This is a genomic window from Sphingomonas sp. Leaf230 (assembly GCF_001421745.1).
In the GTDB taxonomy this organism is placed as follows: domain Bacteria; phylum Pseudomonadota; class Alphaproteobacteria; order Sphingomonadales; family Sphingomonadaceae; genus Sphingomonas.
In genome coordinates, this window is the sequence record NZ_LMKW01000009.1 from 107,748 (window position 1) to 128,350 (window position 20,603).

Here is a 20,603-nt window from a genome sequence, read left to right on the forward strand (position 1 = left end):
GTGAGATGCGTCAGTTCGTCTTCGGTCCGACGGCGGTGCCGGTCTGGAGCGCCCAGGTTTCGGCACCCTCCATGCCCAGCGCAGTCAGACGCCCCGACGCGTATGCGCCGGTGTCGATGCCGATTCGGTGCCCGCGTCGTTCGATCTCGTCGGTCATGGTGTGGCCGTGGACGATCGTCTTTTCCAACGTCGAGCGATGATCGAGGAAGGGATCGCGAATCCATCGCAGGTCCGACGTGCGCTGGAGATCGAGCGGCGTGTCAGGGCGTACGCCAGCGTGGACGAACGCGTAGTCGCCGATCACGATCATGTCCTCGAACTTGCGCAGAAACTCGCGATGTTCGTCGGGCACGAGGGTTTCGAGACGTTGCACCAGCTCTTCATAGTCGAGCCGCTCATATTCCGCGGCTTCCATCCCGTAGCTCAGCACCGTCTCGCGACCGCCGATGCGGCAGAACAACCGGAGCGCCTTGGGTTCGCCGTCGAGTGCACCGAGGAAGATTTCCTCGTGATTGCCGAGCAGGAAGCGGACGTCGGGGCGGTCGGGGCGGGCATGGGCCAGCCCGCGCAACCGATCGATCACTGCCGCCGAGGCGGGGCCCCGGTCGACGATGTCGCCGAGGAATATCAAGGTCGTTTCCGCTGCACCGCGTTCGCGTTCATCCGCCTCGATCAACCCGATCAGTTCGTCGAGCAGGTCGGCGCGGCCGTGAATGTCGCCGACGGCATAGACGCGGCGACCGGGAGGAACCTGCGGTTGAGTCGGCTTGGCAACGCTACGGGACTTGAAAAGCTTTGAAATCATGCTGCAATCGATGTGGGGAGGAAGATGTACGGGACCTGATCGAACGCGTCACTCGATCGCGCGGGCGCATGCGATCGCATAGGATGTTCCGGCAGGCGTCGCAACGCATCGCCGCGACGGGGTGTGACGCATTGCCGCGACGGCGCGCGCGGGGCTTGCGGTCATGCAGCATGACGCGGGGGCGCACGACGGCTAAAGGAGCGTTATGTCGATGATCTCCCGCCTCGCGCCGTTCCTGATGCTCACGGCCGCGGCGCCAACAGCTTTGCCTGCCAAACCGATGCCCGTTGCCGATGCGGCGCCAACGGCTGCGTTCTTCGACACGTTGCGCGCCGCCGATCTCCGGCTGGCGACGATCGCGTATCGGCTGACCACCGCGAACGCCGCACTGTGCGACCGCCTCCAGCCGCAGATCGGCATGCCGATCCACGCGCTGACGCAATATGGCCCAGGCGCGCGCAAGGCCGCGGCGGCCACCTTCGGGTTCGAATCGACGATCGGTGTCGAGGCGGTCGTCGCCGGCGGTCCAGCTGACCGCGCCGGGGTTCGCCCCAACGATTCGATCGTCGCGATCGACGATCGCCCGCAACCCGGCTTGCCGTCCGCCGATGCGCCCGAAAGCGCGGCGGCACGCGATGCGGCGGAAGCGGTCATCACGGAGGCGCCGGCCGGAAAGCCGTTGCGACTGACGGTGCTGCGCGATGGCAAGCGCCTGCCCATCACGATCACCCCAATGACCGGATGCCGGTCGCGATTCGAGATCCTGCTGGGCAGTGGCCTGGATGCAAGCGCGGACGGTTCGATCGTGCAGCTCGGCGAGCGGTTCTTCGAGGGCTATACCGACGAGGAGGTCGCGGTCGTCGTCGCGCATGAACTTTCGCACAACATCCTGCGTCACCGTGCGCGGCTCGATGCGGCGAAGATCAATCGCGGCCTGCTGGCGGAACTCGGTCGCAACGGCCGCCTGATCCGCGAGACCGAGGACCAGGCGGATCTGCTCGGCATTTATCTGCTCGCGAACGCCGGTTACGATCCGATGTCGGCGCCTAAATTCTGGCGAAGCAAGGGCGGCGCGATCGATGGCGGGCTGTTCCGCAGTCGCACGCACGCCTCTTCCAAGGCGCGCGCCGAGGCGCTGGAGGCTGCCGCGCGTGACATCGCAGCGACCTCGACACGGCCGATCATCCCGCCAGTCGTTGCGACTCGAAACGTGCCGTTGCGCTGACCGCTGGCAGCGCCGCGCGCGGCTGGTCCGGCCAAATACCGCGCGTGTCGAGCACCGCCTTGTCGATGCGCTCCTCGAGCGGGATCGACTTGAACACGTCGTGGTCGACCAGCACGATCATGATCGAACACGTCTCGATCGCGGTATCGACGTCGATCAGCGTCGCGCCGGTGTCCGCCAGCACGGCCGGCAGCGTCTGCGCATAAGGCTCGACGATCCGCACCCGGTCGCCGAACTGGCGCGCCACGGCTTCGGCGACCTTGAGGGCAGGGCTCTCGCGGAAGTCGTCGATGTTCGCCTTGAACGCTAGGCCGAGGCACGCGACAATTGCGTCGGGTGAGGCTTCGACGAGTGCGGCGACCTGCGCGATGACGTGGTCGGTCTTGCCGTCGTTGACCTCGCGCGCGGTCCGGATCAGCGGAGTCTGGTCGGGGGCGGCGTGCACCAGGAACCACGGATCAACCGCGATGCAATGCCCGCCGACGCCGGGGCCGGGCTGCAGGATGTTGACGCGCGGATGGCGGTTGGCGAGGCGGATGACCTCCCAGACGTCGACGCCCATCGTGTCGGCGATCAGCGACAATTCGTTGGCGAACGCAATGTTGACGTCGCGAAACGCGTTCTCGGTAAGCTTGGTCATCTCCGCAGCGCGCGCGGTAGTGGTCACGCAGGCGCCTCGGACGAAGCGACGGTAGAAAGTGAGGGCCTTACGCGCACACCGCGGCGTGATGCCGCCGATGACGCGGTCGTTGTCGATCAGCTCGACTAGGATGCGGCCGGGCAGCACGCGCTCCGGGCAATAGGCGATCGCGATATCCGCCTGGTCGCCGGTCTTCCCCGGTACGCGCAGGTCGGGGCGCAGGCTTGCCAGCAGGTCGCGAACCTTCTCGGTGGTGCCCACCGGCGAGGTCGATTCGAGGATGATCGTATCGCCCGCCTTCAGCACGCTCGCGATCGTCGTCGCGGCGTCGAGGACATAGCGGATATTGGGGGCGTGATAGGCGTCGAACGGGGTCGGTACCGCGATCACGAAGACGTCCGCGGGCTCGATCGCGGTCGAGGCGCGCAACGTGCCGCGCGAGACGACGCCCGAGACGAGGCCGTCCAGATCGACCTCCTCGATATGCACGCGGCCGGAATTGACCGTCTCGACGACCGATTCGGTCACGTCGACGCCGAGCACCTGCGCCCCCGTCCGCGCGATGATCGCCGCGGTGGGCAGGCCGATATAGCCGAGCCCGAGGACGACGACGGTGAGGTTAGAGTCCGACAGCATGCGCAACGACCTTTGCGATTTTGGCGGCGGCATGGCCATCCCCGAACGGGTTATGGGCGCGGGCCATCGCGGAGTAGCGCGACGTGTCGTCGAGCAGGGTGAAGATTTCGGAAACGATGCGGTCCTCGTCGGTGCCGATCAGCTTCGCGGTGCCGGCCGCGACGCCCTCTGGACGCTCAGTGGTCTCGCGCATTACCAGGACCGGCTTGCCGAGCGCAGGTGCCTCCTCCTGCACCCCGCCCGAATCAGTCAGGACGATGTCCGCCATGCCGAGCGCGCGGACGAAGTGCGGGTAATCGAGCGGCTCGATACGTGCGACGTTGGCACGGGTACCGAGGATGTCGTCCATCACCGATACGATGTTCGGGTTCGGGTGGACCGGGAACAGCACCGCGACGTCATCGCGCTCCGCAATACGCCCGATCGCGCGCGCGATCGCGGCCATGCCGTCGCCGAAATTCTCGCGGCGATGCGTCGTGACGAGTATAATCCGCTTGCCGGCGAAACGCGCGGCGATCGCGTCGAGCCCTGCGGCGAGCGACGGGTCCGCCGCGACGCGGTGCGCGGTCCAGTGAAGCGCATCGATCACCGTGTTGCCCGTGACGTGGATCGTGTCCTCGGCGATCGTCTCGCGCCGCAGCGCCTCCGCGGCGGTGTCGGTGGGTGCGAAATGCAGCGTGGCGATCGGCGCGACGATGCGCCGGTTCACCTCCTCGGGCCAAGGATGGTAGATGTCGCCCGACCGCAGCCCAGCCTCGACATGCGCGACCGGGACCTTGCGGTAATAGGCGGCAAGCGCCCCCGTCATCGCGGTCGCGGTGTCGCCCTGCACAATGACGAGGTCGGGCCGCTCGGCGTCCATCACGTCGCCGAGCCCGACCAGCAGCCGCGCGGTGAGGCGGTCGAGCGTCTGTCCCGGTTCCATCAGGTCGAGATCGATATCCGGCACGAGGTCGGCGATTGCGAGCACCTGATCGAGCAGCCCGCGGTGCTGTGCGGTGACGCAGGTGCGGACGGTCAGGCCGGGGATCGCAGCCAGAGCCCGGATCACCGGGAAGAGTTTGATCGCTTCGGGACGCGTGCCGAAGATGACGAGAACTTTGGGCATGATGCAGTCCCTAGATCAACGTCTTTAACGACGCGCTAATTCAATGCGACAATTTGCGCGCAGGCGTAACGATCGGTAGACGGTCCCGCGAGATCAAAGGGAGCATCGAATGACCATAAAGCCGCTGCGCAAGGCCGTGTTTCCGGTCGCCGGACTGGGCACGCGCTTCCTTCCGGCCACCAAGGCCATGCCGAAGGAAATGCTCACCGTCGTCGACAAGCCGCTGATCCAGTACGCCGTCGAGGAAGCACTCGAGGCCGGGATCGAGCAGATCATCTTCGTGACCGGGCGCGGCAAGGGCGCGCTCGAGGATCATTTCGACATCTCGTACGAGCTTGAGGATACGATGCGGTCGCGGGGCAAGTCCCTGGACGCGATCAGCAATATCCGGATGAAGCCCGGTTCGCCGGTCTATGTCCGCCAACAGGAACCGCTGGGCCTCGGCCATGCGGTGTGGTGCGCGCGCGAGATCGTCGGCGACGAGCCGTTCGCGGTTCTGCTCCCCGACGAGCTGATGGTTGGCAAGCCCGGCTTCATGAAGCAGATGGTCGAGGCGTATAATCAGGTTGGCGGCAACGTGATCGGCGCGCTCGAAGTGCCCGATTCGGAAACCGACAAATACGGCATCATCTCGCCGGGCGCGATCGATGGTCGGCTGACCGAAGTGACCGCACTCGTCGAAAAACCCAAGCGCGGCACCGCCCCGTCGAACCTGATGATCCCGGGGCGCTACATCCTCCAGCCCGAGGTGATGCGGATCCTGGAGACGCAGGAAAAGGGTGCGGGCGACGAGATCCAGCTGACCGATGCTATGGCGCAGTTGATCGGCAACCAGCCGTTCCACGGCTTCACCTTCGATGGCCAGCGTTATGATTGTGGCGACAAGGCGGGCTACATCCAGGCCAATCTGGCGATCGCATTGGGGCGCGACGACATCGGACCGGTGGTTCGTGAGTTCGCAAAGGGCTTGCTGGCGGACTAAACGATCAGCCCGCTCACCGGAACGTCAGAAGGCGTTCCGGTGCAGCAGGACGCGAAAGGTCAGGAGGATGATCTTGATGTCGCGCCAGATCGACCAATGCTCGAGATACTCCAGATCAGCCTGGAGCCGGTTGCGCAGATCGTCCTCGTACAGCGTCGCACCGCGATAGCCGCGAACCTGCGCAAGGCCGGTCAGGCCGGGCTTGGCCGCATGGCGATGCCAGTATCGCTGGTCGACTTCCCAGAACAGCTTGTCGGCCGCGCGCGAGCCAAGTGCGTGCGGGCGCGGGCCGACGATGCTCATGTCGCCCTTCAGGACGTTCAGCAGCTGCGGCAGTTCGTCGATGCTGGTACTGCGGATGATCTTGCCGACGCGCGTGATCCGATCGTCGTCGCGCGACGTCGAGCGCGCACCTGCGCCGTCGCTGTGGTCAACGCGCATGCTGCGGAACTTCATCAGGCGGAACATCTGGTTGCTGCGACCGATCCGGATCTGGCTGAAGAAGATCGGCCCGCGCGAATCGACCTTCACCGACAGCGCGATCAGGATCCAGATCGGCATCAGCGTCACCAGCGCGCAGCTCGCGAGTATCACGTCGAAGCTGCGCTTCACGAAGCGATCGAACAGGACCAACGGACCGTTGGCGATGATGACCGTCGGCGTGTCGCCGTGCGCGCTGATGCCGAGCGGCGCGAGCACGTTCAACTCCGGCATGAAGATCTCGCTCTGGATGTTCGCGCCCTTCAACGCCTGTGCCCAAGCAAGACGACGCTCGGGGCTACACGCCACGATCACTCGATCCGCACCCGACAGCGATTGCGCGAGGCGGTCGTACATCACGGGATCATGGTGGTCGGGGTCGAAATACGAGTCCGCGGCGATGACGACCGAGAAGTCCCCGCGCGGGATGGGCTGGCCGGAATCGTACAGAAGGACGATACTGAAGGGGTTTCCACCGATGATCGCAGGCATGTGCCGGACGAACAGGAACCGTCCTAATGCCAAGGAAACAATGGCAAATGCCGAACCCATTGCAACGACAAGACGCGGGAACGTATCGCTCGCCTTTAGGCAGAAAGCGATGAACACGACTGCGCAGATTGCGAGCGCATAGGCCTGTAATCCTCGCGCTACTGATCGAAAAGGATCGCGCAAATTTGCGGCTGCATAGCTGTCGTTGTTCAGCGTCGTAATAATGAAGACCGGGATCAGCATTGCGAGGATTACGATCCAGGCGGTGTCGTTCGCGAATACGCCGCGCAAACCGGCCGCCGCGAGGTAGCTGGCAATAATGCACGTGGTATCTACCGTCAGCATGCCGAGGATCAGCCGAACGCGCAGCGAGGACGCGCTTGGGCGCCAAGTCCGCGCAGGCTTTTTCCCGCGCGACGGCGCCATAGCGCGGCTCAAAACGCCGCTCTCTACATTCATGAACTTGTCGGACGCACGCGCAGTCCCCCCTGCGCAAAGCGATACCGCGAAATGCCGCAATGCAAAAGAACTACTGTTCGTCGATCGCGAAAGTTTAGTTGTTATTTTTCCAATTTTGCGTGCGAGAAAATAAAAACTTGCGGTTAACTCACCGCGAAGTCCCGCTTTTGGTGCAAGCCGTACAACCTGGATCCTTGGGTAGACGGATTGTGCGAAAACGCAGTGCAAGCAGGTCGATCAGCAGCAATTTGCCGGCCGGATCGTCGCCGAACGGCGCAATGGCCCGCAGTACCTCAAGCGCCGCCAGGCTGCCGATCACGCCGGTGACGGGGCCAAGAACGCCGTCCTCCGCGCAACTGGTCTCTGCGCGCTCAGGGTCTTCGCCGACAAAGCAGCGGTAGCACGGCTTGTCGGATTCCCAGCCGCGATAGGTTGCGAGCTGTCCCTCGAACTGCCCGACCGCAGCCGACACAAGCGGGATTTTTCCGGCATGTGCGGCATCGGCGACACAGAAGCGCGTCGCGAAATTGTCGCAGCCGTCGAGCACGACCTCGGCACCCGCGAGCAGGTCCGCCACGTTCGAAACGTCGATGCGCGCACGGTGGGTCTCGACGGCAACGTGCGGGTTGATCCGCTTTACAGCAGCCGCTGCGGCGTCGACCTTGGCGATACCGGTATCCGCGGTCGTGAAGATCGTCTGGCGCTGAAGATTGGAGGGTTCGACGCTGTCGTCGTCGATCAGGATCAGGCGACCGACCCCGGCAGCGCCCAGATACTGGATCGCGGGCGAGCCGATTCCACCGGCGCCGACGACCGCGACGGTAGCCGCCTTCAGCCGCGCCTGCCCGATGCCGCCGAATTCCTTGAGGACGATATGGCGCGCATACCGGGTGAGTTCGTCGTCGGAGAGAGTCATGCGCCCCAGGTAAACGTGAGGCTGGTGCGGTACCAGGTGTCCGCGTCCTCACCCGCAACGTCGATCGAGTCGCGCGCGCCCAGGATCACGCCGGCGGCATATTGCTCGACCGTCGGGCAGTCGATCGCACGCGGCGTGACCCGACGGACTCGGCCGTCGGGGGTGATGAGCACCGCCAGGTCGACGGTCAGCGCCCAACCTTGCGTCGTGCGTACGACATGCGCGCAGCGACCGGCGGCGACCTCCCCGTGTACATACGCCGAATTGTTGGCGAGCGTGGTCGCCTGGCCGCGGATGCGCAGGACCGGAAGCGTGCTCCAGTCCTGTGGCGGCAGCGTGCTGGTCACCGGCGTGGTCGGTGCGGCGGGTACCGGAAGCGGCGGCGCCGCCGTCTGGAGCAGGAGGAGAAGAGCGGCGATCATCGACCGGTCGATCCGAAGCCGCCTGCGCCGCGGGAGGTGTCATCGAGCACCGCCACTTCGTCGAGCGACGCGCGCAGGACGACCGCGGGGACGAGTTGCGCGATGCGGTCGCCGCGGGCGATCTCGAAGGGGTCCTGCCCGAGGTTGGCGAGAATTACCTTCACTTCACCGCGATAATCGCTGTCGATCGTGCCGGGCGTGTTGAGGCAAGTGACGCCGTGCTTCAGCGCAAGCCCGGAGCGCGGACGGACCTGGACCTCATGGCCTGCGGGAATAGCGACCGCAAAGCCGGTCGCGACGGCGGCGCGTGCGCCGGGGGCGAGCGTCAGCGCTTCGGCGGCAACGACGTCCATCCCAGCGGCACCCTCGGTCGCATAGGCGGGCAACGGCAGGCCCTCGCCGTGCGGCAGGCGCTTCAGTTCGATACGGATCATGATGCGGTTTCTAGCGCATCGGCGATGCGGTCCGCCAGTCGTGCGGCGACCGCGTCCTTGGGCAGGCGCTTCCAGCTTTCGACCCCGGCTTCGGTGACGAGGTGAACGCTGTTGTCCGCGCCGCCCATCACGTCACCCGATACGTCGTTGGCGACGATCCAGTCCGCGGCCTTGCGGATGCGCTTGGCGAAGGCGTGTTCGAGCACGCACTCGGTCTCGGCGGCGAACCCGATCAACAGGCGAGGCCGGTGCGGGCTGCGCGCTAGGGTCGCAAGAATATCGGGGTTCTCTGCAAGCCTCAGCGTCGGCGTCGCGTTACCCTTCTTGATCTTCTGCGGGGCGGACTCGACGTGCCAGTCCGCGACCGCCGCCACCATGACCGCTGCGTCGGCGGGCAGCGCGCGATCGACCGCGTCGGCCATCTCGCGCGCGGTCTCGACATCGATCCGGTCAACTGCTGGCGGCGTTGCCAGCATCACGGGGCCGGCGACGAGCGTCACGCGTGCGCCGAGCCGTGCGAGCGCTGCAGCGATCGCGAAGCCCTGTTTGCCCGACGAGCGGTTGGCGATGTAGCGGACCGGGTCGATCGGCTCGTGCGTAGGTCCGGCAGTGACGAGAACGTGGCGCCCTGCCAGGCGCTTCGGGGGGGCAGGGGCGAGCATCGCTTCGACCGCGGCGACGATGGCGGGCGGCTCGGGCAGGCGGCCGGGACCATATTCGCCGCAGGCCATGATGCCCTCGTCGGGCGTCATCACCGTCACGCCATCGGCGCGAAGCTGTACGACGCTGCGGACGGTCGCGGCGTGGGTCCACATGCGAACGTTCATCGCCGGCGCGACTAGAACCGGTTTATCGGTCGCGAGCAGTAGCGTCGTCGCGAGGTCGTTCGCCAGGCCTGCCGTCATCCGCGCCATCAGGTCCGCGGTCGCGGGCGCGACGACGATCAGGTCGGCCTCGCGGCTGAGCTGGATATGGCCCATCTCGGCTTCGTCCTTGAGGTCCCAGAGCGTCGTGTAGACCTTGTCCTCGCTAAGCGCGGCGAGCGTCATCGGCGTGACGAAATGATGCGCCGCCTCGGTCATAACGCAGCGTACCGCGTGGCCGCTCGTCCTGAGCAGGCGGATCAGTTCGGCGGCCTTGTAGGCGGCGATCCCGCCTCCGACGATCAGGAGAATGCGTTTCATCCACGCAGCTCTAGCGGATTACACGCGTCACCGTAATGCGCCGCGTATCGCTGGCGGCGGCGATCATGTCGCGCAGGCCGTCCACCGCGAACACCAGCCCGACCAGCAGCACCGGCGTGGTCATCAGCGCCCAGTAGAAATTGTCGCTCCGCGCGAACAGCGAGATCAGCGCGGCATAGGCGGCGAACACGACCAGCGCGCGCGTCGCGACCGCATCGCGCCAAGCCAGCCAGCCGAACAGCGCGGTGCCAAGAACGAGCGAGGCGAGCCATTGCGGCAGGATGTCGAGCCCCGACGAGATCGTCGCAAGCCTGACGTAGAAGCCGAACCCCTCGAGCCCGCTCCACCCCTGCGACACGCGGTCGAGCGGACCGCTGACCAGCGACACCGCGTGTGCATGGGCGGCAAGCACCACGGCGAAGACCCCGATCGCCCCAAGCCACCCCAGCGTCTCGCGCCGCTCGCCCTCGACCCACGCGAACACCGCCATGATCGCGACGTACAGCAATGCCGTCTCGCGGATCAGCATCGCCGACAGCCCGAACGCGACTGCGGGCAGCCAGTGGCCGGGGCGGCGCAACGCGAGGGACAGTGCGATCAGCGGCCCCGCCCAGACCTCGTGGAACACCACGAAGCTGGGATCGAGGTTCACGGAAAGCCCGGCGACGGCCAGCAAGCCAGCCACACCGAGCGGCACCAGGCCGGTCATCTCCGGACGAAGCCGCGCGACCCAGGCGAGGATCGTTCCGACGCACAACGCCAACAGCGCCAGGTTCACCAGTATCGAGGGCAATGCTGCTTGAACGACCGCTAAGGTCGGCAGCCGAACCGCGAAGAACGGCTTCAGCGGATAATGCCCCATACGCTGCGTTTCGGCGGCGACGGCGTAATAGGGCGAGCCGCCACGCACGCCGGCGACGATCGTATCGTATAGCAGCAGGTCCGTCCGTCCGGGTGGCGGGGCGTCGGATGCGATGGAGGTCGAGGCGCCTGCATCGACGCTAGGTCGCGGGCCGGGCGAGACGATCGCGCTGAGGCAGGCCGCCAGGAATACCAGGAACAGCACGAGCCCGATCCGCGCCTGCGCCGACGGCATGCCCGCGAACCGGGTCGCGCGGGTCGTCCATAACGGAGCGCCGCGACGCGTCTTCATGCCCTCAACCAAACAGCAGCGTCGTCACGACCCCGGCGGCGGCCGCGAGCACCGCGACCAGGCCGTAACGCCACCCCCCACCGATCCGAATCACTTCGATCTCGCGCAGTGGCATCGTCGGCGGAGCCCCACCGGGGGCGGGGTAATGCGCCTCGATCCGGCGGACCAGTTCGGGAAGCCGGGTCAGCGTGCGGAAATCCTCGATCAGGCGGTCGGCGATCATCGCCTCGGGGCCAAGCTCGCCGCGGATCCAGTCGCGAACGAACGGTTCGGCGGCTTCCCATAGGTTGATGTCGGGGTTGAGGCTGGTCGCGACGCCCTCGACCATTACCATCGTCTTCTGGAGCAGCAGCAGGTGCGGCTGCGTCACCATGTCGAAATCGCGCGTGATCGAGAACAGGCTGTCGAGCATCATGCCGATCGACATGTCCTTGACCGGCAGCCCCCGCATCGGCTCGCCGACCGCGCGCAGCGCGGTGGCGAATTCGGCGACGTCGTGGTGCGCGGGGACGTAACCCGCCTCGAAATGGATCTCGGCGACGCGCTTATAATTGCCGGTGATCAGGCCGTAGAGGATCTCGGCGAGCCAGACGCGCGCGCGGCGGTCGATCCGGCCCATGATGCCGAAGTCGATCGCGGCGATACGGTTGCCAGGGAGCGCGAACAGGTTTCCCTGGTGCATGTCGGCGTGAAAGAACCCGTCGGCGATCGCCTGGCGCAGGAACGCGCGGACTAGGGTCTGGGCGAGCGCGGGGAGGTCGTAGCCGGCGGCGACCAGCGCGGGGCGGTCGGACAGCTTGATGCCGTCGATCCACTCGATCGTCATGACCTTCGCGGTCGAGCGCGCCCAGTCGATCGCGGGGATGACGAAATCGGGCTCGGCGGTCATGCCCTCCGCGAGTTCGGAGGCGGACGCTGCCTCGCGGCGGAAGTTGAGTTCGCGCAGCGTCCAGCGCTTGAACGTCTCGATCGTCAGGCGCGGACGCAGGCGCATAGCCTCGGGGCTGAGCGCCTCGAGTTGCGCTGCGGCCCAGCTATACGTGTCGATCGCGCGCGCAAAATCATCCTCGACGCCGGGGCGGAGGACCTTGACCGCGACCTGGCGGCCATCGGTGGTGACGGCGCGGTGGACCTGCGCGATCGACGCGGCGCCGACCGGGATCGGTTCTATGCGCGAGAACAGCGTCTCCAGCGGCTTGCCGAAGCTTGCCAGCATCGCCGCCTCGATCGTCTCGTAGGGGACGGGGGAGAGCTGGTCCTGGAGCCGCAGCAGGTCATGTGCGGCGTCCTCGCCGACAAGATCCGGCCGAGTGGCGAGCGTCTGTCCGAGCTTGATCGCCGCCGGCCCGATCGCCTGGAACGCATCCGCATAGCGCGGCACTGCCGGCACGCGTGCGCCGAACCGTGCGATCCGCGCGAGGCGACGGACGGGGGCTGGCGTATTCGGGTCGCGCTCGATGCCACGCAGGGCGCCGTGGCGAGCGAGGATGCGGCCCCATTTCAGGAGGCGCCAAACGTGCGTGGTTGAAGCCGTCACAGTTGGATCAAATCTTCCAGCCGCTGTGGATCGCGACGAGCCCACCCAGAAGCGGCTCGACCTTGGTCTGCACGAAGCCGGCATCCGCGATCATGCCCTTGAACTTGGGCATGTCCGGAAAGCGGCGGATCGATTCGATCAGGTAGCGATAGCTGTCCGCATCCTGCGCGAGAAGCTGGCCGAGCTTCGGGACCATCTTGTGCGAATAGGCGTCGTATACCTCGGCGAATCCAGGCCACACGGTGGTCGAGAATTCGAGGCAGTAAAAGCGTCCGCCGCGGCGCAGGACGCGGTGGGCTTCACGCAAGGCCTTGGGGATGTCCGTCACGTTCCGGATGCCGAACGCGATCGTGTAGGCGTCGAAGAACTTGTCAGGGAAGGTCAGCGTTTCGGCATTGGCTTCGGTCCACACGAGTCCGTCGATCCCGCGCTTCTGCGCGCGCTGCATACCGACTTCGAGCATCTGCGGGTTGATGTCGGCGACCGTGATCGACGCGCCCGACGGCTCCATGCGAAAGGCGATGTCCCCCGTGCCGCCGGCCATGTCGAGAATCTGCTCACCTTCGCGCGGCTTCACGCGGCGGACGAAGCGGTCCTTCCACAGCCGGTGCATGCCGCCCGACATCGCATCGTTCATCAGGTCGTATTTGCCTGCGACGTTCGAGAAGACACCGCCAACGCGGGCGGTCTTCTCGGTGGCGGGGATGTCTTCGTAGCCGAAGGAGACGGTATCGGGCGTGAGTGCGGGCGCGGGCGCGATCAAGTCGTTCATATCCTGCGCTCTAGCCGCGCCTTGTGGCGCGGGCAAACGCAACCTAGCTGCAAACCGTGCCAGAATTACCAGAAGTCGAAACCACCGTGCGCGGGCTGGAGCCCGTGCTAAAGGGCCAGCGCCTGACCTCGGTCGAGCCGCGCCGCGCCGACTTGCGCAAAGCGATCCCGGTGGACCTGCGCCAGCGGATGACCGGGGCGACCGTGACGCACTTGGACCGCCGCGCCAAATACGGGCTGATCGATACCGATCGCGGCGATACGCTCGTCTTTCATCTCGGCATGTCGGGGCGCTGGCGAGTCGATCCGAGCGAATTGCTGGCGCACGATCACCTGCTGATCGGCACGGCGGCGGGGCGGACGGTGGCGCTCAACGATCCGCGGCGATTCGGTTTTCTCGATCTGTGGGCGACCGACGACATCGCCAATTACCCGCCATTCCTCAGCATGGGGCCGGAGCCGCTTGGGCCCGACCTGACCGCGGCCTACCTACTGGAGGCGCTTGAAGGGCGAGGGGCGTCGATCAAGGCGATGCTGCTCGACCAGCGAATCGTCGCTGGGCTCGGCAATATCTATGTGTGCGAGGCGCTGCACATGGCGAAGATCGCGCCGTCACGCGCGGCGGGGCGTATCTCGCTGTTTCGACTCGAGCGACTCGTCGAGGCGATTCGGACGGTGCTGACCGCTGCGATCCTGGTGGGCGGGTCTTCGCTCCGGGATTACGTCCGGCCCGATGGCGAACTCGGCTATTTCTCCAAGCAATGGCGCGTCTATGGGCGCGAAGGCGAAGCGTGCGAATGTGGCTCCACCGTCAAGCGCCGCACCGAAGGCGGGCGTTCGACGTTCTGGTGTGCGAAGTGCCAACGCGGTTGACGATCTAGGACAAAGTGGGTAGGGCCGCGGCTTCGAGAGGGCGTAGGAGCAATCCGGCGCCCCTTTTTATTCATTCGAACATCCAGAGGGCTTCATGGCGAACACGCCGCAGGCGAAAAAGCGTATCCGTCGCAACGACCGTCGCGCGGAAGTGAACGGCAACCGTGTCGGCCGTATCCGTACCTTCATCAAGAAGGTCGAGGCCGCACTGGCATCGGGCGACAAGGGCGCAGCGACCACCGCACTCGCGGCCGCACAGCCTGAGTTGCAGCGTGGCGTCGCCAAGGGCGTGCTGCACAAGAACACCGCGAGCCGCAAGTTCGCGCGTCTGACCAAGGCCGTGACCGGGCTCGCCTAAGCGACCGATCACTGCCAGATCATTGGCGAAGCGGATCACCCGCCGGGACCTTCCCGGCGGGTTTTTTGCGTATGCGAAGGGAACCGGCGGGGAGTCCGCATAACCCTAGGATTCGCCACGATTCGTGTGACCGAGAATCACGTCACGCAATCGCCGAAATTGCAAAAAATGCGTAAAGACAGCGACTTATAAAAATATCGACGCATTTCCGCGGCTTGATCAAGTCAACCCGCTTTATTTCGAAAATGTGACGCCTCGGGGCCTTGCTAGGATCGTCGATCGCTTCATAACGGGGCTCACAGCGACGGTGGTTTCCACCGCTGCATCAACAAACAGGGCGAAGATGCCGGATGACCCTTGGGGTCGTCAGGGGGACCATTTTCTGTCGGGACTATATCACCCGCGCGAGCAATCTCGCGGGGTCGGAGAAGTGTGCGCGTGACGAAGTGGCAAGGATCAGTGACGCACACGACCGAGGCCGAAAAGGCCTGGGCTCGTGTTCGTGCATCCTTGAAGGAGTCCGCAGGTGCGCGACTGTTCGAACAGTGGCTGAAGCCGATCGAGCTGATCCCCGGCGAGGATCGCGACACGATCCGGCTCGCGCTGCCATCGGCGTTCATGACCAACTGGGTTCGCAATCACTACGCCGACCGGCTGGTGCTCGAATTCAAGCAGATCATGCCCAACGTCCGGACCGTGCAGATCGAGACCCGGGCACCGGGTCGCGCGCCCGTTGTGCTGGCGATCGAGCCAGTGGCTGACGCCATTCCCGCCAAGCCCGTTGCCGATCGGCTGCCGGTCGAGGCGAAGCCGGCTCCCAAGCCGGTCGCCGAGCCAATGCAGGCGTCGATGAAGTTCGGCGTCGATCCGTCGCTGAAGCCAGCGCCGGCGCCCGTCGTGACGTTGGCCCCGGTCGGCGTGCCCGCCGAGCGCCCGCCGCTCGATCCACGCTACACCTTCGCGCGATTCGTCGTCGATCCGTCCAACAAGGTCGCGTTCAACGCGGCCAAGGTGCTTGCCGAGCCGGGCCCCGTCCGGTTCAGCCCGTTGTTCCTCCACAGCGGCACGGGGCAGGGCAAGACCCACCTCATGCACGCGATCGGCCACGCGTTCCTCGAACATAACCCGCACGCGATCGTGCTGTGCATGTCCGCCGAGCGGTTCATGTACGACTTCGTCGCGTCGATGCGCGCGCGCGATACGCATGCGTTCAAGCAGCGGCTGCGCGGTGCCGATCTGCTGCTGATCGACGACCTCCAGTTCATCGCCGGCAAGGACGCGACGCAGGAAGAATTCTTCCACACGGTCAACGAGATCATGGCGGCGGGCAAGCGGCTGGTGATCTCCGCCGATCGCTGCCCGCAGGCGCTCGAAGGCGTCGAGGCGCGGATCGTCAGCCGGATGTCGGTCGGCCTCGTCGCGGACATCAAGGCGCCCGACCTGACGCTGCGCCGGACTATCCTCGACCGGAAACTGGTCGACCTGCCCGACATGCGCGTGCCGACCGACGTGCTCGATCTGCTCGCCAGCCGCATCCACGCGAACATTCGCGAGCTCGAGGGCGCGCTCAACCGAGTCGTGGCGTATGCGCAGTTGACCGGGGACACGATCGACCTCGACTTTGCGGTCGCGACGCTCGGTGAGGTTCTTCGTGGCGCGCAGAAGCGCGTGACGATCGACGAGATTCAGAAGCTCGTCTCCGCACATTTCGAATTGAAGCCGCTCGATCTCATCTCGGCGCGGCGCGCACGCGCGGTGGCGCGGCCGCGGCAGATCGCGATGTATCTGGCGAAGCGCCTGACAACTCGTTCGCTCCCCGAGATCGGCCGGAAATTCGGCGGGCGCGATCACTCGACGGTGATCCACGCGGTGCGGAAGATCGAGGAACTGCGCGATTCGGACCGGGACATCGACGCGGCGGTCCGTGTGCTGATGCGCGAGCTCGAAGGCTAGGCTTTCCCTCCGTGTTCTCCCGCGAAGGCGGGAGCCCAGTCTGGACCCCCGCCTTCGCGGGGGAACAAGCTAATGGACCTACTCAATTGTGGACCTACTGAATTCTGCTCCCCTCCCTGAAAGGGAGGGGCTGGGGGTGGGTTGGTCGGCTTTTGTCGCACCGGTCCCATTATGCGGATGGCGACCCACCCCCGACCGCTCCCTTTCAGGGAGGGGGGCAGCCTAGTTCGCGCTTATACCTGCAACCCCATCGCGTCCTGCGTCTGCTTCAACACCGGTGCGGCCAGCACGCGCGCTTTCTCCGCACCCGCTTGCAACACCGCCGTCACCGCACCGCGATCATCCAGCAACCGCACCATCTCGTCACGGATCGGGCCGAGCTTCGCCACCGCAAGATCCGCCAGCGCAGGCTTGAACGCGCCGAAGCCTTTCCCGCCGAACTCGCCGAGCACCGTTGGGACGTCGCTATCCGCCAGCGCCGCGTAGATCGTCAGCAGGTTACGCGCCTCCGCGCGATCACCCAGTTCCTCGACCGTCGCGGGCAACACGTCGGGATCGGTCTTCGCCTTGCGGAACTTGTCGGCGATGGTGTCGTCGCTGTCGATCAGCTTGACCACCGACTGCTCCGACGGGTTCGACTTCGACATCTTCGCCGACGCATCGCGCAACGACATGATCCGCGGGGCGGCTTTGCTGATCAGCGGGGCGGGGAGCGTGAACAGGTCGACGCCGTAGTCGCCGTTGAACTTGGTCGCGATGTCGCGCGCGAGCTCCAGATGCTGCTTCTGGTCCTCGCCCACCGGCACGTGCGTCGCGTTGTAGAGCAGCACATCGGCCGCCATCAGCACCGGGTAGTCGTACAGCCCGACGCTCGCGCCCTCGCGGTTCTTGCCCGCCTTGTCCTTGAACTGCGTCATCCGGTTCAACCATCCGACGCGCGCGACGGTGTTGAGCAACCACGCCATCTCGCTATGCGCCGGCACGCGCGCTTGGTTGAACAGGATCGACTTCGCCGGATCGATACCCGCGGCGATCATGGTGGCTGCGACCTCGATCGTGTGCGCCGACAACTCCGCCGGCGCGATCCATTCGGTCGGCGCGTGGAGATCGGCGATGAAGAACATCGACTCGCCACCCTGCGCCGCCACGTCGTCCTGCAACGTCACCCACTGCTTCACCGCCCCCAGGTAATTGCCGAGATGGAGATTACCGGTGGGCTTGATGCCGGAGACGACGCGCATGGAAAAACCTTACTTGGAACGACGCAGAAGCGTGGAGATGTCGCCCAGCCGGAACGCGCCGGTGAGCAATGTCGCGATCGCATAGACGACGCCGCCGGTCGCGACCAGCACCAGCATCGCCCCCCAGCGCTCGACGCTGGTGCCCGTCACGAACGGCTGGAACAGGCTATTCAGGAAATACATCACAACGCCCATGATGAGCGCCGCGACGAGCAGCCGCCACGTCCGGCGACGGAGCCGGGCATCCGGCGTGAAATGCCCGCGGCGGACGAGCGTCCGGTACAGCATCGCGACGTTGACCGTGCTGGCGATCGCGGTGGCAAGCGGCGGGCCCATGTGTCCCAGCGGTTTGATAAAGGCGAGATTGAGGACGAGGTTCACGACCATCGACATCGTCGCATAGCGCACCGGCGTGCGTGTATCGGAGCGCGCGTAATAGCCCGGCGTCAGCACCTTCACGAGAATGTACGAGGGCAGGCCTATCGAGAAGGCGGCGAGCGCCTGCGCGGTCAGCACGCTGTCCTCTAGCGCGAACTTGCCGTGCTGGAACAGTGCACCGACGATTGGCACGCCGCACACGATCAGCGCGACGGTTGCGGGGAGGGTGAGGAACAGCGCGAGCTCCATGCCGCGGTTCTGCGTTGCCATCGCCTCCGCATCCTCGCCACGGCCAAGCTGGCGCGAGATCGTTGGAAGCAACACCGTGCCAAGCCCGATCCCGATCAACCCGAGCGGAAGCTGGTTCAGGCGATCGGCGAAATAGATGTACGAGACCGACCCAGCCGGCAGCAAAGCGGCGGCGAGTGCAGTCGAGACGACGAGGTTGATCTGCACGGCGCCAGCCCCGGCCGCCGCGGGCCAGATCAGCGACATGAGCTTCTTCACGTCGGGATTGAGTTGCGGGCGCTTCAGACGGAGCTTTACTCCGGACGCACGACACGCCCAGATCAGCCACAGAAGCTGCAGAGCCCCCGACACCGTCACCGCAATAGCCTGGTTGCGCGCGGTCAGCAGCGGCTGATGCTCGTGGAACAGCAGCAACGCCGCGATCAGCGTCGCGTTCAGCAGGATCGGTGCCGCGGCATTGATCCAGAACTTGTGCAGCGAATTGAGGATGCCGCCAAGCAGCGACACGAGGCTGATCAGCAGCAGATAGGGCAGGGTGATCCGCGAGAGGTGGACGACATAGTCGAACCGCTCCGCACTCGCGCCGTTGAACCCGAAGGTCAGCAGCCACGTCATCGGCCACGCCGCGAGTTCGAAGATCGCGGTCATCAGGATCAGCGTCGGCAACAGCACCGACAGTGCGTCCTCGGCGAACGCGATCCCGTCGGGCAGGCCGCGGCCATCCTTGTCGCCGACCTTCCGATTGAACATCGGGATGAACGCGGCGGAGAACGCGCCCTCTGCAAAGAGCGCGCGGAACATGTTCGGGAGGCGGAACGCGATCAGGAACGCGTCCGACGCGAAGCCGGCGCCGACGAACCGCGCGAACAGCGAGTCGCGCACGAGCCCCAGGACCCGGCTGGCAAGCGTCAGCCCGCCGACCGATCCCAGCGCCTTGGTGAGGTTCATCTAAGCGCGCTCCGCCCCCGTATCGTTCAGGCTTGGCCGAAATCGCCGACGTTAGGCTGGATACCCTGCTGTTCGGACTGCTGCAGGTACAGCTGCGAGAAATCGATCGGCTCGAGCAGCAGCGGCGGGAAGCCACCGTCACGCACGGCATCCGACAGCACGCGGCGAGCGAACGGGAACAGCAGACGCGGGGCTTCGCCCAGCAGGAACGGCTGGACATGCTCGGCGGGGATGTTGCGCAGCCCGAACAGGCCCGCGTACGAAAGATCGACGATGAACGCGACTTGCCCCTCGCTCTCGGCGCGGACGTCGATCTTCAGCACGACCTCATGCACTTCGTCGCCGACCTGCGCTGCGCCGATGTTGAACTGCACGTCGATCGCCGGCGGGGTCTGGTTCTGGTAAACGGCCGGTGCGTTCGGGTTCTCGAACGACAAGTCCTTGACGTATTGCGAGATCAGCCCGGCTGCGGGGACCGTGTCTTCACCGTTGGCGAGAGCCTGGTCGGGCATGGTGAAGCCGTTGTCCTGATCATCCATTCGTCGTGTCCTTAGAGAATAAGCGGAAAATTGGGACCGAAGCGGACCGCTTGCGCGTTCTGTTCGATCGAGGTGGTGCGAGTAGCAGTGCCGAAGGGGCGTTTCAACGGGCGCGGGTTTGAATAGCTGCGGGTTTGCCCTATGTTGAAGCGAAGATCGGAGGCACGGTTGTTTTACGTAGTTCTTCTCGCGATGGTTGCAGGCTTCTTGGCGATGCGACTCTACAGCGTGCTCGGCAAGCGGACGGGGCATGAGCAGCCCCTGCCGCGTGCGGCCGAGGACCGTCCTGCGCTCGCCGCCGTGCCGCGAACCGTCGAGGCGGTTCCCGATGCGCGCGAAGTCGCCAATCGCAACTTGGAGCCCAAGGCGGAGCCTGGTCTGCGGGCGATCGTCGCCGGCGAGCCCGGTTTCGATGTCGCGCGCTTTCTAGAAGGTGCGCAGGCCGCGTACCGCATGGTGCTCGAAGCCTTCTGGAAGGGTGACGAGGACGCGCTGGCCGATCTCGCCGTCGACGATGTCCGCGCGGCGTTCGTCGAGGCGATCGAAGCGCGGCGCGAGGCTGGGGAAGTGCTCGACAACCGTCTCGTGTCGATCGAGCGCGCGCTGATCGCGGATGCAACTCTTACGGGACGCGAGGCGCGTATCACAGTCCGGTTCGACGCGGACATCGCGGCCGTCACGCGGGATGCGGAGGGCAATGTCCTCGCTGGGTCGTTGACCGACGCGGTTGAGACGCACGACGTCTGGACGTTCGCTCGGACGCTCAAGAGCAGCGATCCGAACTGGAAGCTTGCGGACACCGACGAAGCCTGATGGGTCG

Annotated in this window: 20 protein-coding genes; 6 read left to right on the top strand and 14 right to left on the bottom strand. The window is 65.7% G+C overall.

Annotated elements, in window-relative coordinates:
• Positions 1-10 precede the first annotated feature (10 nt).
• The gene (locus ASE82_RS09520) at positions 11-805 is read right to left on the bottom strand and encodes a metallophosphoesterase family protein (protein ID WP_056062125.1); all 795 of its coding nucleotides are present in this window, start codon (positions 803-805) and stop codon (positions 11-13) included.
• A 205-nt stretch (positions 806-1,010) separates the two neighbouring features.
• On the opposite strand from ASE82_RS09520, the gene ASE82_RS09525 reads away from it, so the two are divergent.
• Entirely contained in the window at positions 1,011-2,030 is a 1,020-nt protein-coding gene (locus tag ASE82_RS09525; protein WP_056062128.1) for a M48 family metallopeptidase, read from the top strand.
• On the opposite strand, the gene wecC is transcribed toward ASE82_RS09525, so the two are convergent.
• Positions 1,987-3,306: a UDP-N-acetyl-D-mannosamine dehydrogenase gene (gene wecC / locus ASE82_RS09530; RefSeq protein WP_056062131.1), complete on the bottom strand. Its 1,320-nt coding sequence runs from the start codon at positions 3,304-3,306 to the stop codon at positions 1,987-1,989. The genes ASE82_RS09525 and wecC overlap by 44 nt on opposite strands.
• Positions 3,290-4,414, bottom strand: a complete 1,125-nt coding sequence (wecB, locus tag ASE82_RS09535; RefSeq protein ID WP_056062132.1) for a non-hydrolyzing UDP-N-acetylglucosamine 2-epimerase — start codon at positions 4,412-4,414, stop codon at positions 3,290-3,292. Before wecB ends, wecC begins: the two co-directional genes overlap by 17 nt.
• Before the next feature lie 109 nt (positions 4,415-4,523).
• On the opposite strand from wecB, the gene galU reads away from it, so the two are divergent.
• Positions 4,524-5,396: a UTP--glucose-1-phosphate uridylyltransferase GalU gene (gene galU / locus ASE82_RS09540; protein WP_056062135.1), complete on the top strand. Its 873-nt coding sequence runs from the start codon at positions 4,524-4,526 to the stop codon at positions 5,394-5,396.
• Between the two features lie 24 nt (positions 5,397-5,420).
• Here galU and ASE82_RS09545 read toward each other — a convergent pair whose 3' ends face one another.
• The 8 genes from ASE82_RS09545 to ASE82_RS09580 form a co-directional block, all read right to left on the bottom strand.
• Complete coding sequence (locus ASE82_RS09545; protein WP_082441418.1) at positions 5,421-6,827, bottom strand: exopolysaccharide biosynthesis polyprenyl glycosylphosphotransferase; 1,407 nt, start codon at positions 6,825-6,827, stop codon at positions 5,421-5,423.
• A 148-nt stretch (positions 6,828-6,975) separates the two neighbouring features.
• Positions 6,976-7,743: a HesA/MoeB/ThiF family protein gene (locus ASE82_RS09550; RefSeq protein ID WP_056062141.1), complete on the bottom strand. Its 768-nt coding sequence runs from the start codon at positions 7,741-7,743 to the stop codon at positions 6,976-6,978.
• Positions 7,740-8,165, bottom strand: coding sequence for a hypothetical protein (locus ASE82_RS09555; protein WP_156348848.1), 426 nt, complete (start codon positions 8,163-8,165; stop codon positions 7,740-7,742). Before ASE82_RS09555 ends, ASE82_RS09550 begins: the two co-directional genes overlap by 4 nt.
• Positions 8,162-8,599: a dUTP diphosphatase gene (dut, locus tag ASE82_RS09560; protein ID WP_056062145.1), complete on the bottom strand. Its 438-nt coding sequence runs from the start codon at positions 8,597-8,599 to the stop codon at positions 8,162-8,164. The genes ASE82_RS09555 and dut overlap by 4 nt, the downstream gene beginning before the upstream one ends.
• Entirely contained in the window at positions 8,596-9,783 is a 1,188-nt protein-coding gene (gene coaBC, locus ASE82_RS09565; RefSeq protein ID WP_056062149.1) for a bifunctional phosphopantothenoylcysteine decarboxylase/phosphopantothenate--cysteine ligase CoaBC, read from the bottom strand. Before coaBC ends, dut begins: the two co-directional genes overlap by 4 nt.
• A 10-nt stretch (positions 9,784-9,793) precedes the next feature.
• Positions 9,794-10,936 (bottom strand): hypothetical protein, encoded by a 1,143-nt coding sequence (locus ASE82_RS09570; protein WP_056062153.1) that lies wholly within the window; start codon positions 10,934-10,936, stop codon positions 9,794-9,796.
• 4 nt (positions 10,937-10,940) lie between these two features.
• On the bottom strand, positions 10,941-12,473 hold the full coding sequence (gene ubiB, locus ASE82_RS09575) for a 2-polyprenylphenol 6-hydroxylase (RefSeq protein WP_056062157.1): 1,533 nt from the start codon (positions 12,471-12,473) through the stop codon (positions 10,941-10,943).
• Positions 12,474-12,480: 7 nt separating this feature from the next.
• Positions 12,481-13,245: a class I SAM-dependent methyltransferase gene (locus ASE82_RS09580; RefSeq protein WP_056051226.1), complete on the bottom strand. Its 765-nt coding sequence runs from the start codon at positions 13,243-13,245 to the stop codon at positions 12,481-12,483.
• A 56-nt stretch (positions 13,246-13,301) separates the two neighbouring features.
• Between ASE82_RS09580 and mutM the strand changes: the two genes are divergently transcribed.
• From mutM to dnaA, 3 genes are all read left to right on the top strand, one after another.
• Positions 13,302-14,117, top strand: a complete 816-nt coding sequence (gene mutM / locus ASE82_RS09585; protein WP_056062161.1) for a bifunctional DNA-formamidopyrimidine glycosylase/DNA-(apurinic or apyrimidinic site) lyase — start codon at positions 13,302-13,304, stop codon at positions 14,115-14,117.
• A 94-nt stretch (positions 14,118-14,211) separates the two neighbouring features.
• Positions 14,212-14,475: a 30S ribosomal protein S20 gene (gene rpsT / locus ASE82_RS09590; protein WP_031394736.1), complete on the top strand. Its 264-nt coding sequence runs from the start codon at positions 14,212-14,214 to the stop codon at positions 14,473-14,475.
• A gap of 438 nt (positions 14,476-14,913) precedes the next feature.
• Positions 14,914-16,428, top strand: coding sequence for a chromosomal replication initiator protein DnaA (gene dnaA / locus ASE82_RS09595; protein ID WP_056062165.1), 1,515 nt, complete (start codon positions 14,914-14,916; stop codon positions 16,426-16,428).
• A gap of 233 nt (positions 16,429-16,661) precedes the next feature.
• On the opposite strand, the gene trpS is transcribed toward dnaA, so the two are convergent.
• Genes trpS through secB form a run of 3 tightly spaced genes read right to left on the bottom strand, consistent with a single transcriptional unit; the run spans position 16,662 to position 19,783 of the window.
• A complete protein-coding gene (trpS, locus tag ASE82_RS09600; protein WP_056062168.1) occupies positions 16,662-17,669 on the bottom strand; it encodes a tryptophan--tRNA ligase in 1,008 nt (335 codons plus the stop codon).
• A gap of 9 nt (positions 17,670-17,678) precedes the next feature.
• Complete coding sequence (murJ, locus tag ASE82_RS09605) at positions 17,679-19,244, bottom strand: murein biosynthesis integral membrane protein MurJ (RefSeq protein ID WP_056062171.1); 1,566 nt, start codon at positions 19,242-19,244, stop codon at positions 17,679-17,681.
• Positions 19,245-19,270: 26 nt separating this feature from the next.
• The gene (gene secB / locus ASE82_RS09610) at positions 19,271-19,783 is read right to left on the bottom strand and encodes a protein-export chaperone SecB (RefSeq protein ID WP_056062172.1); all 513 of its coding nucleotides are present in this window, start codon (positions 19,781-19,783) and stop codon (positions 19,271-19,273) included.
• A gap of 168 nt (positions 19,784-19,951) precedes the next feature.
• Here secB and ASE82_RS09615 point away from each other — a divergent pair, with 168 nt between their 5' ends.
• Entirely contained in the window at positions 19,952-20,596 is a 645-nt protein-coding gene (locus ASE82_RS09615; RefSeq protein ID WP_132833291.1) for a Tim44/TimA family putative adaptor protein, read from the top strand.
• Positions 20,597-20,603 lie beyond the last annotated feature (7 nt).

Coding starts and splice junctions, on each gene's coding strand:
- ASE82_RS09520 (WP_056062125.1), bottom strand. CDS start 805: ATGATTTCAAAGCTTTTCAAGTCCCGTAGCGTTGCCAAGCCGACTCAA.
- ASE82_RS09525 (WP_056062128.1), top strand. CDS start 1,011: ATGTCGATGATCTCCCGCCTCGCGCCGTTCCTGATGCTCACGGCCGCG.
- wecC (WP_056062131.1), bottom strand. CDS start 3,306: ATGCTGTCGGACTCTAACCTCACCGTCGTCGTCCTCGGGCTCGGCTAT.
- wecB (WP_056062132.1), bottom strand. CDS start 4,414: ATGCCCAAAGTTCTCGTCATCTTCGGCACGCGTCCCGAAGCGATCAAA.
- galU (WP_056062135.1), top strand. CDS start 4,524: ATGACCATAAAGCCGCTGCGCAAGGCCGTGTTTCCGGTCGCCGGACTG.
- ASE82_RS09545 (WP_082441418.1), bottom strand. CDS start 6,827: ATGAATGTAGAGAGCGGCGTTTTGAGCCGCGCTATGGCGCCGTCGCGC.
- ASE82_RS09550 (WP_056062141.1), bottom strand. CDS start 7,743: ATGACTCTCTCCGACGACGAACTCACCCGGTATGCGCGCCATATCGTC.
- ASE82_RS09555 (WP_156348848.1), bottom strand. CDS start 8,165: ATGATCGCCGCTCTTCTCCTCCTGCTCCAGACGGCGGCGCCGCCGCTT.
- dut (WP_056062145.1), bottom strand. CDS start 8,599: ATGATCCGTATCGAACTGAAGCGCCTGCCGCACGGCGAGGGCCTGCCG.
- coaBC (WP_056062149.1), bottom strand. CDS start 9,783: ATGAAACGCATTCTCCTGATCGTCGGAGGCGGGATCGCCGCCTACAAG.
- ASE82_RS09570 (WP_056062153.1), bottom strand. CDS start 10,936: ATGAAGACGCGTCGCGGCGCTCCGTTATGGACGACCCGCGCGACCCGG.
- ASE82_RS09580 (WP_056051226.1), bottom strand. CDS start 13,245: ATGAACGACTTGATCGCGCCCGCGCCCGCACTCACGCCCGATACCGTC.
- rpsT (WP_031394736.1), top strand. CDS start 14,212: ATGGCGAACACGCCGCAGGCGAAAAAGCGTATCCGTCGCAACGACCGT.
- trpS (WP_056062168.1), bottom strand. CDS start 17,669: ATGCGCGTCGTCTCCGGCATCAAGCCCACCGGTAATCTCCATCTCGGC.
- murJ (WP_056062171.1), bottom strand. CDS start 19,244: ATGAACCTCACCAAGGCGCTGGGATCGGTCGGCGGGCTGACGCTTGCC.
- secB (WP_056062172.1), bottom strand. CDS start 19,783: ATGGATGATCAGGACAACGGCTTCACCATGCCCGACCAGGCTCTCGCC.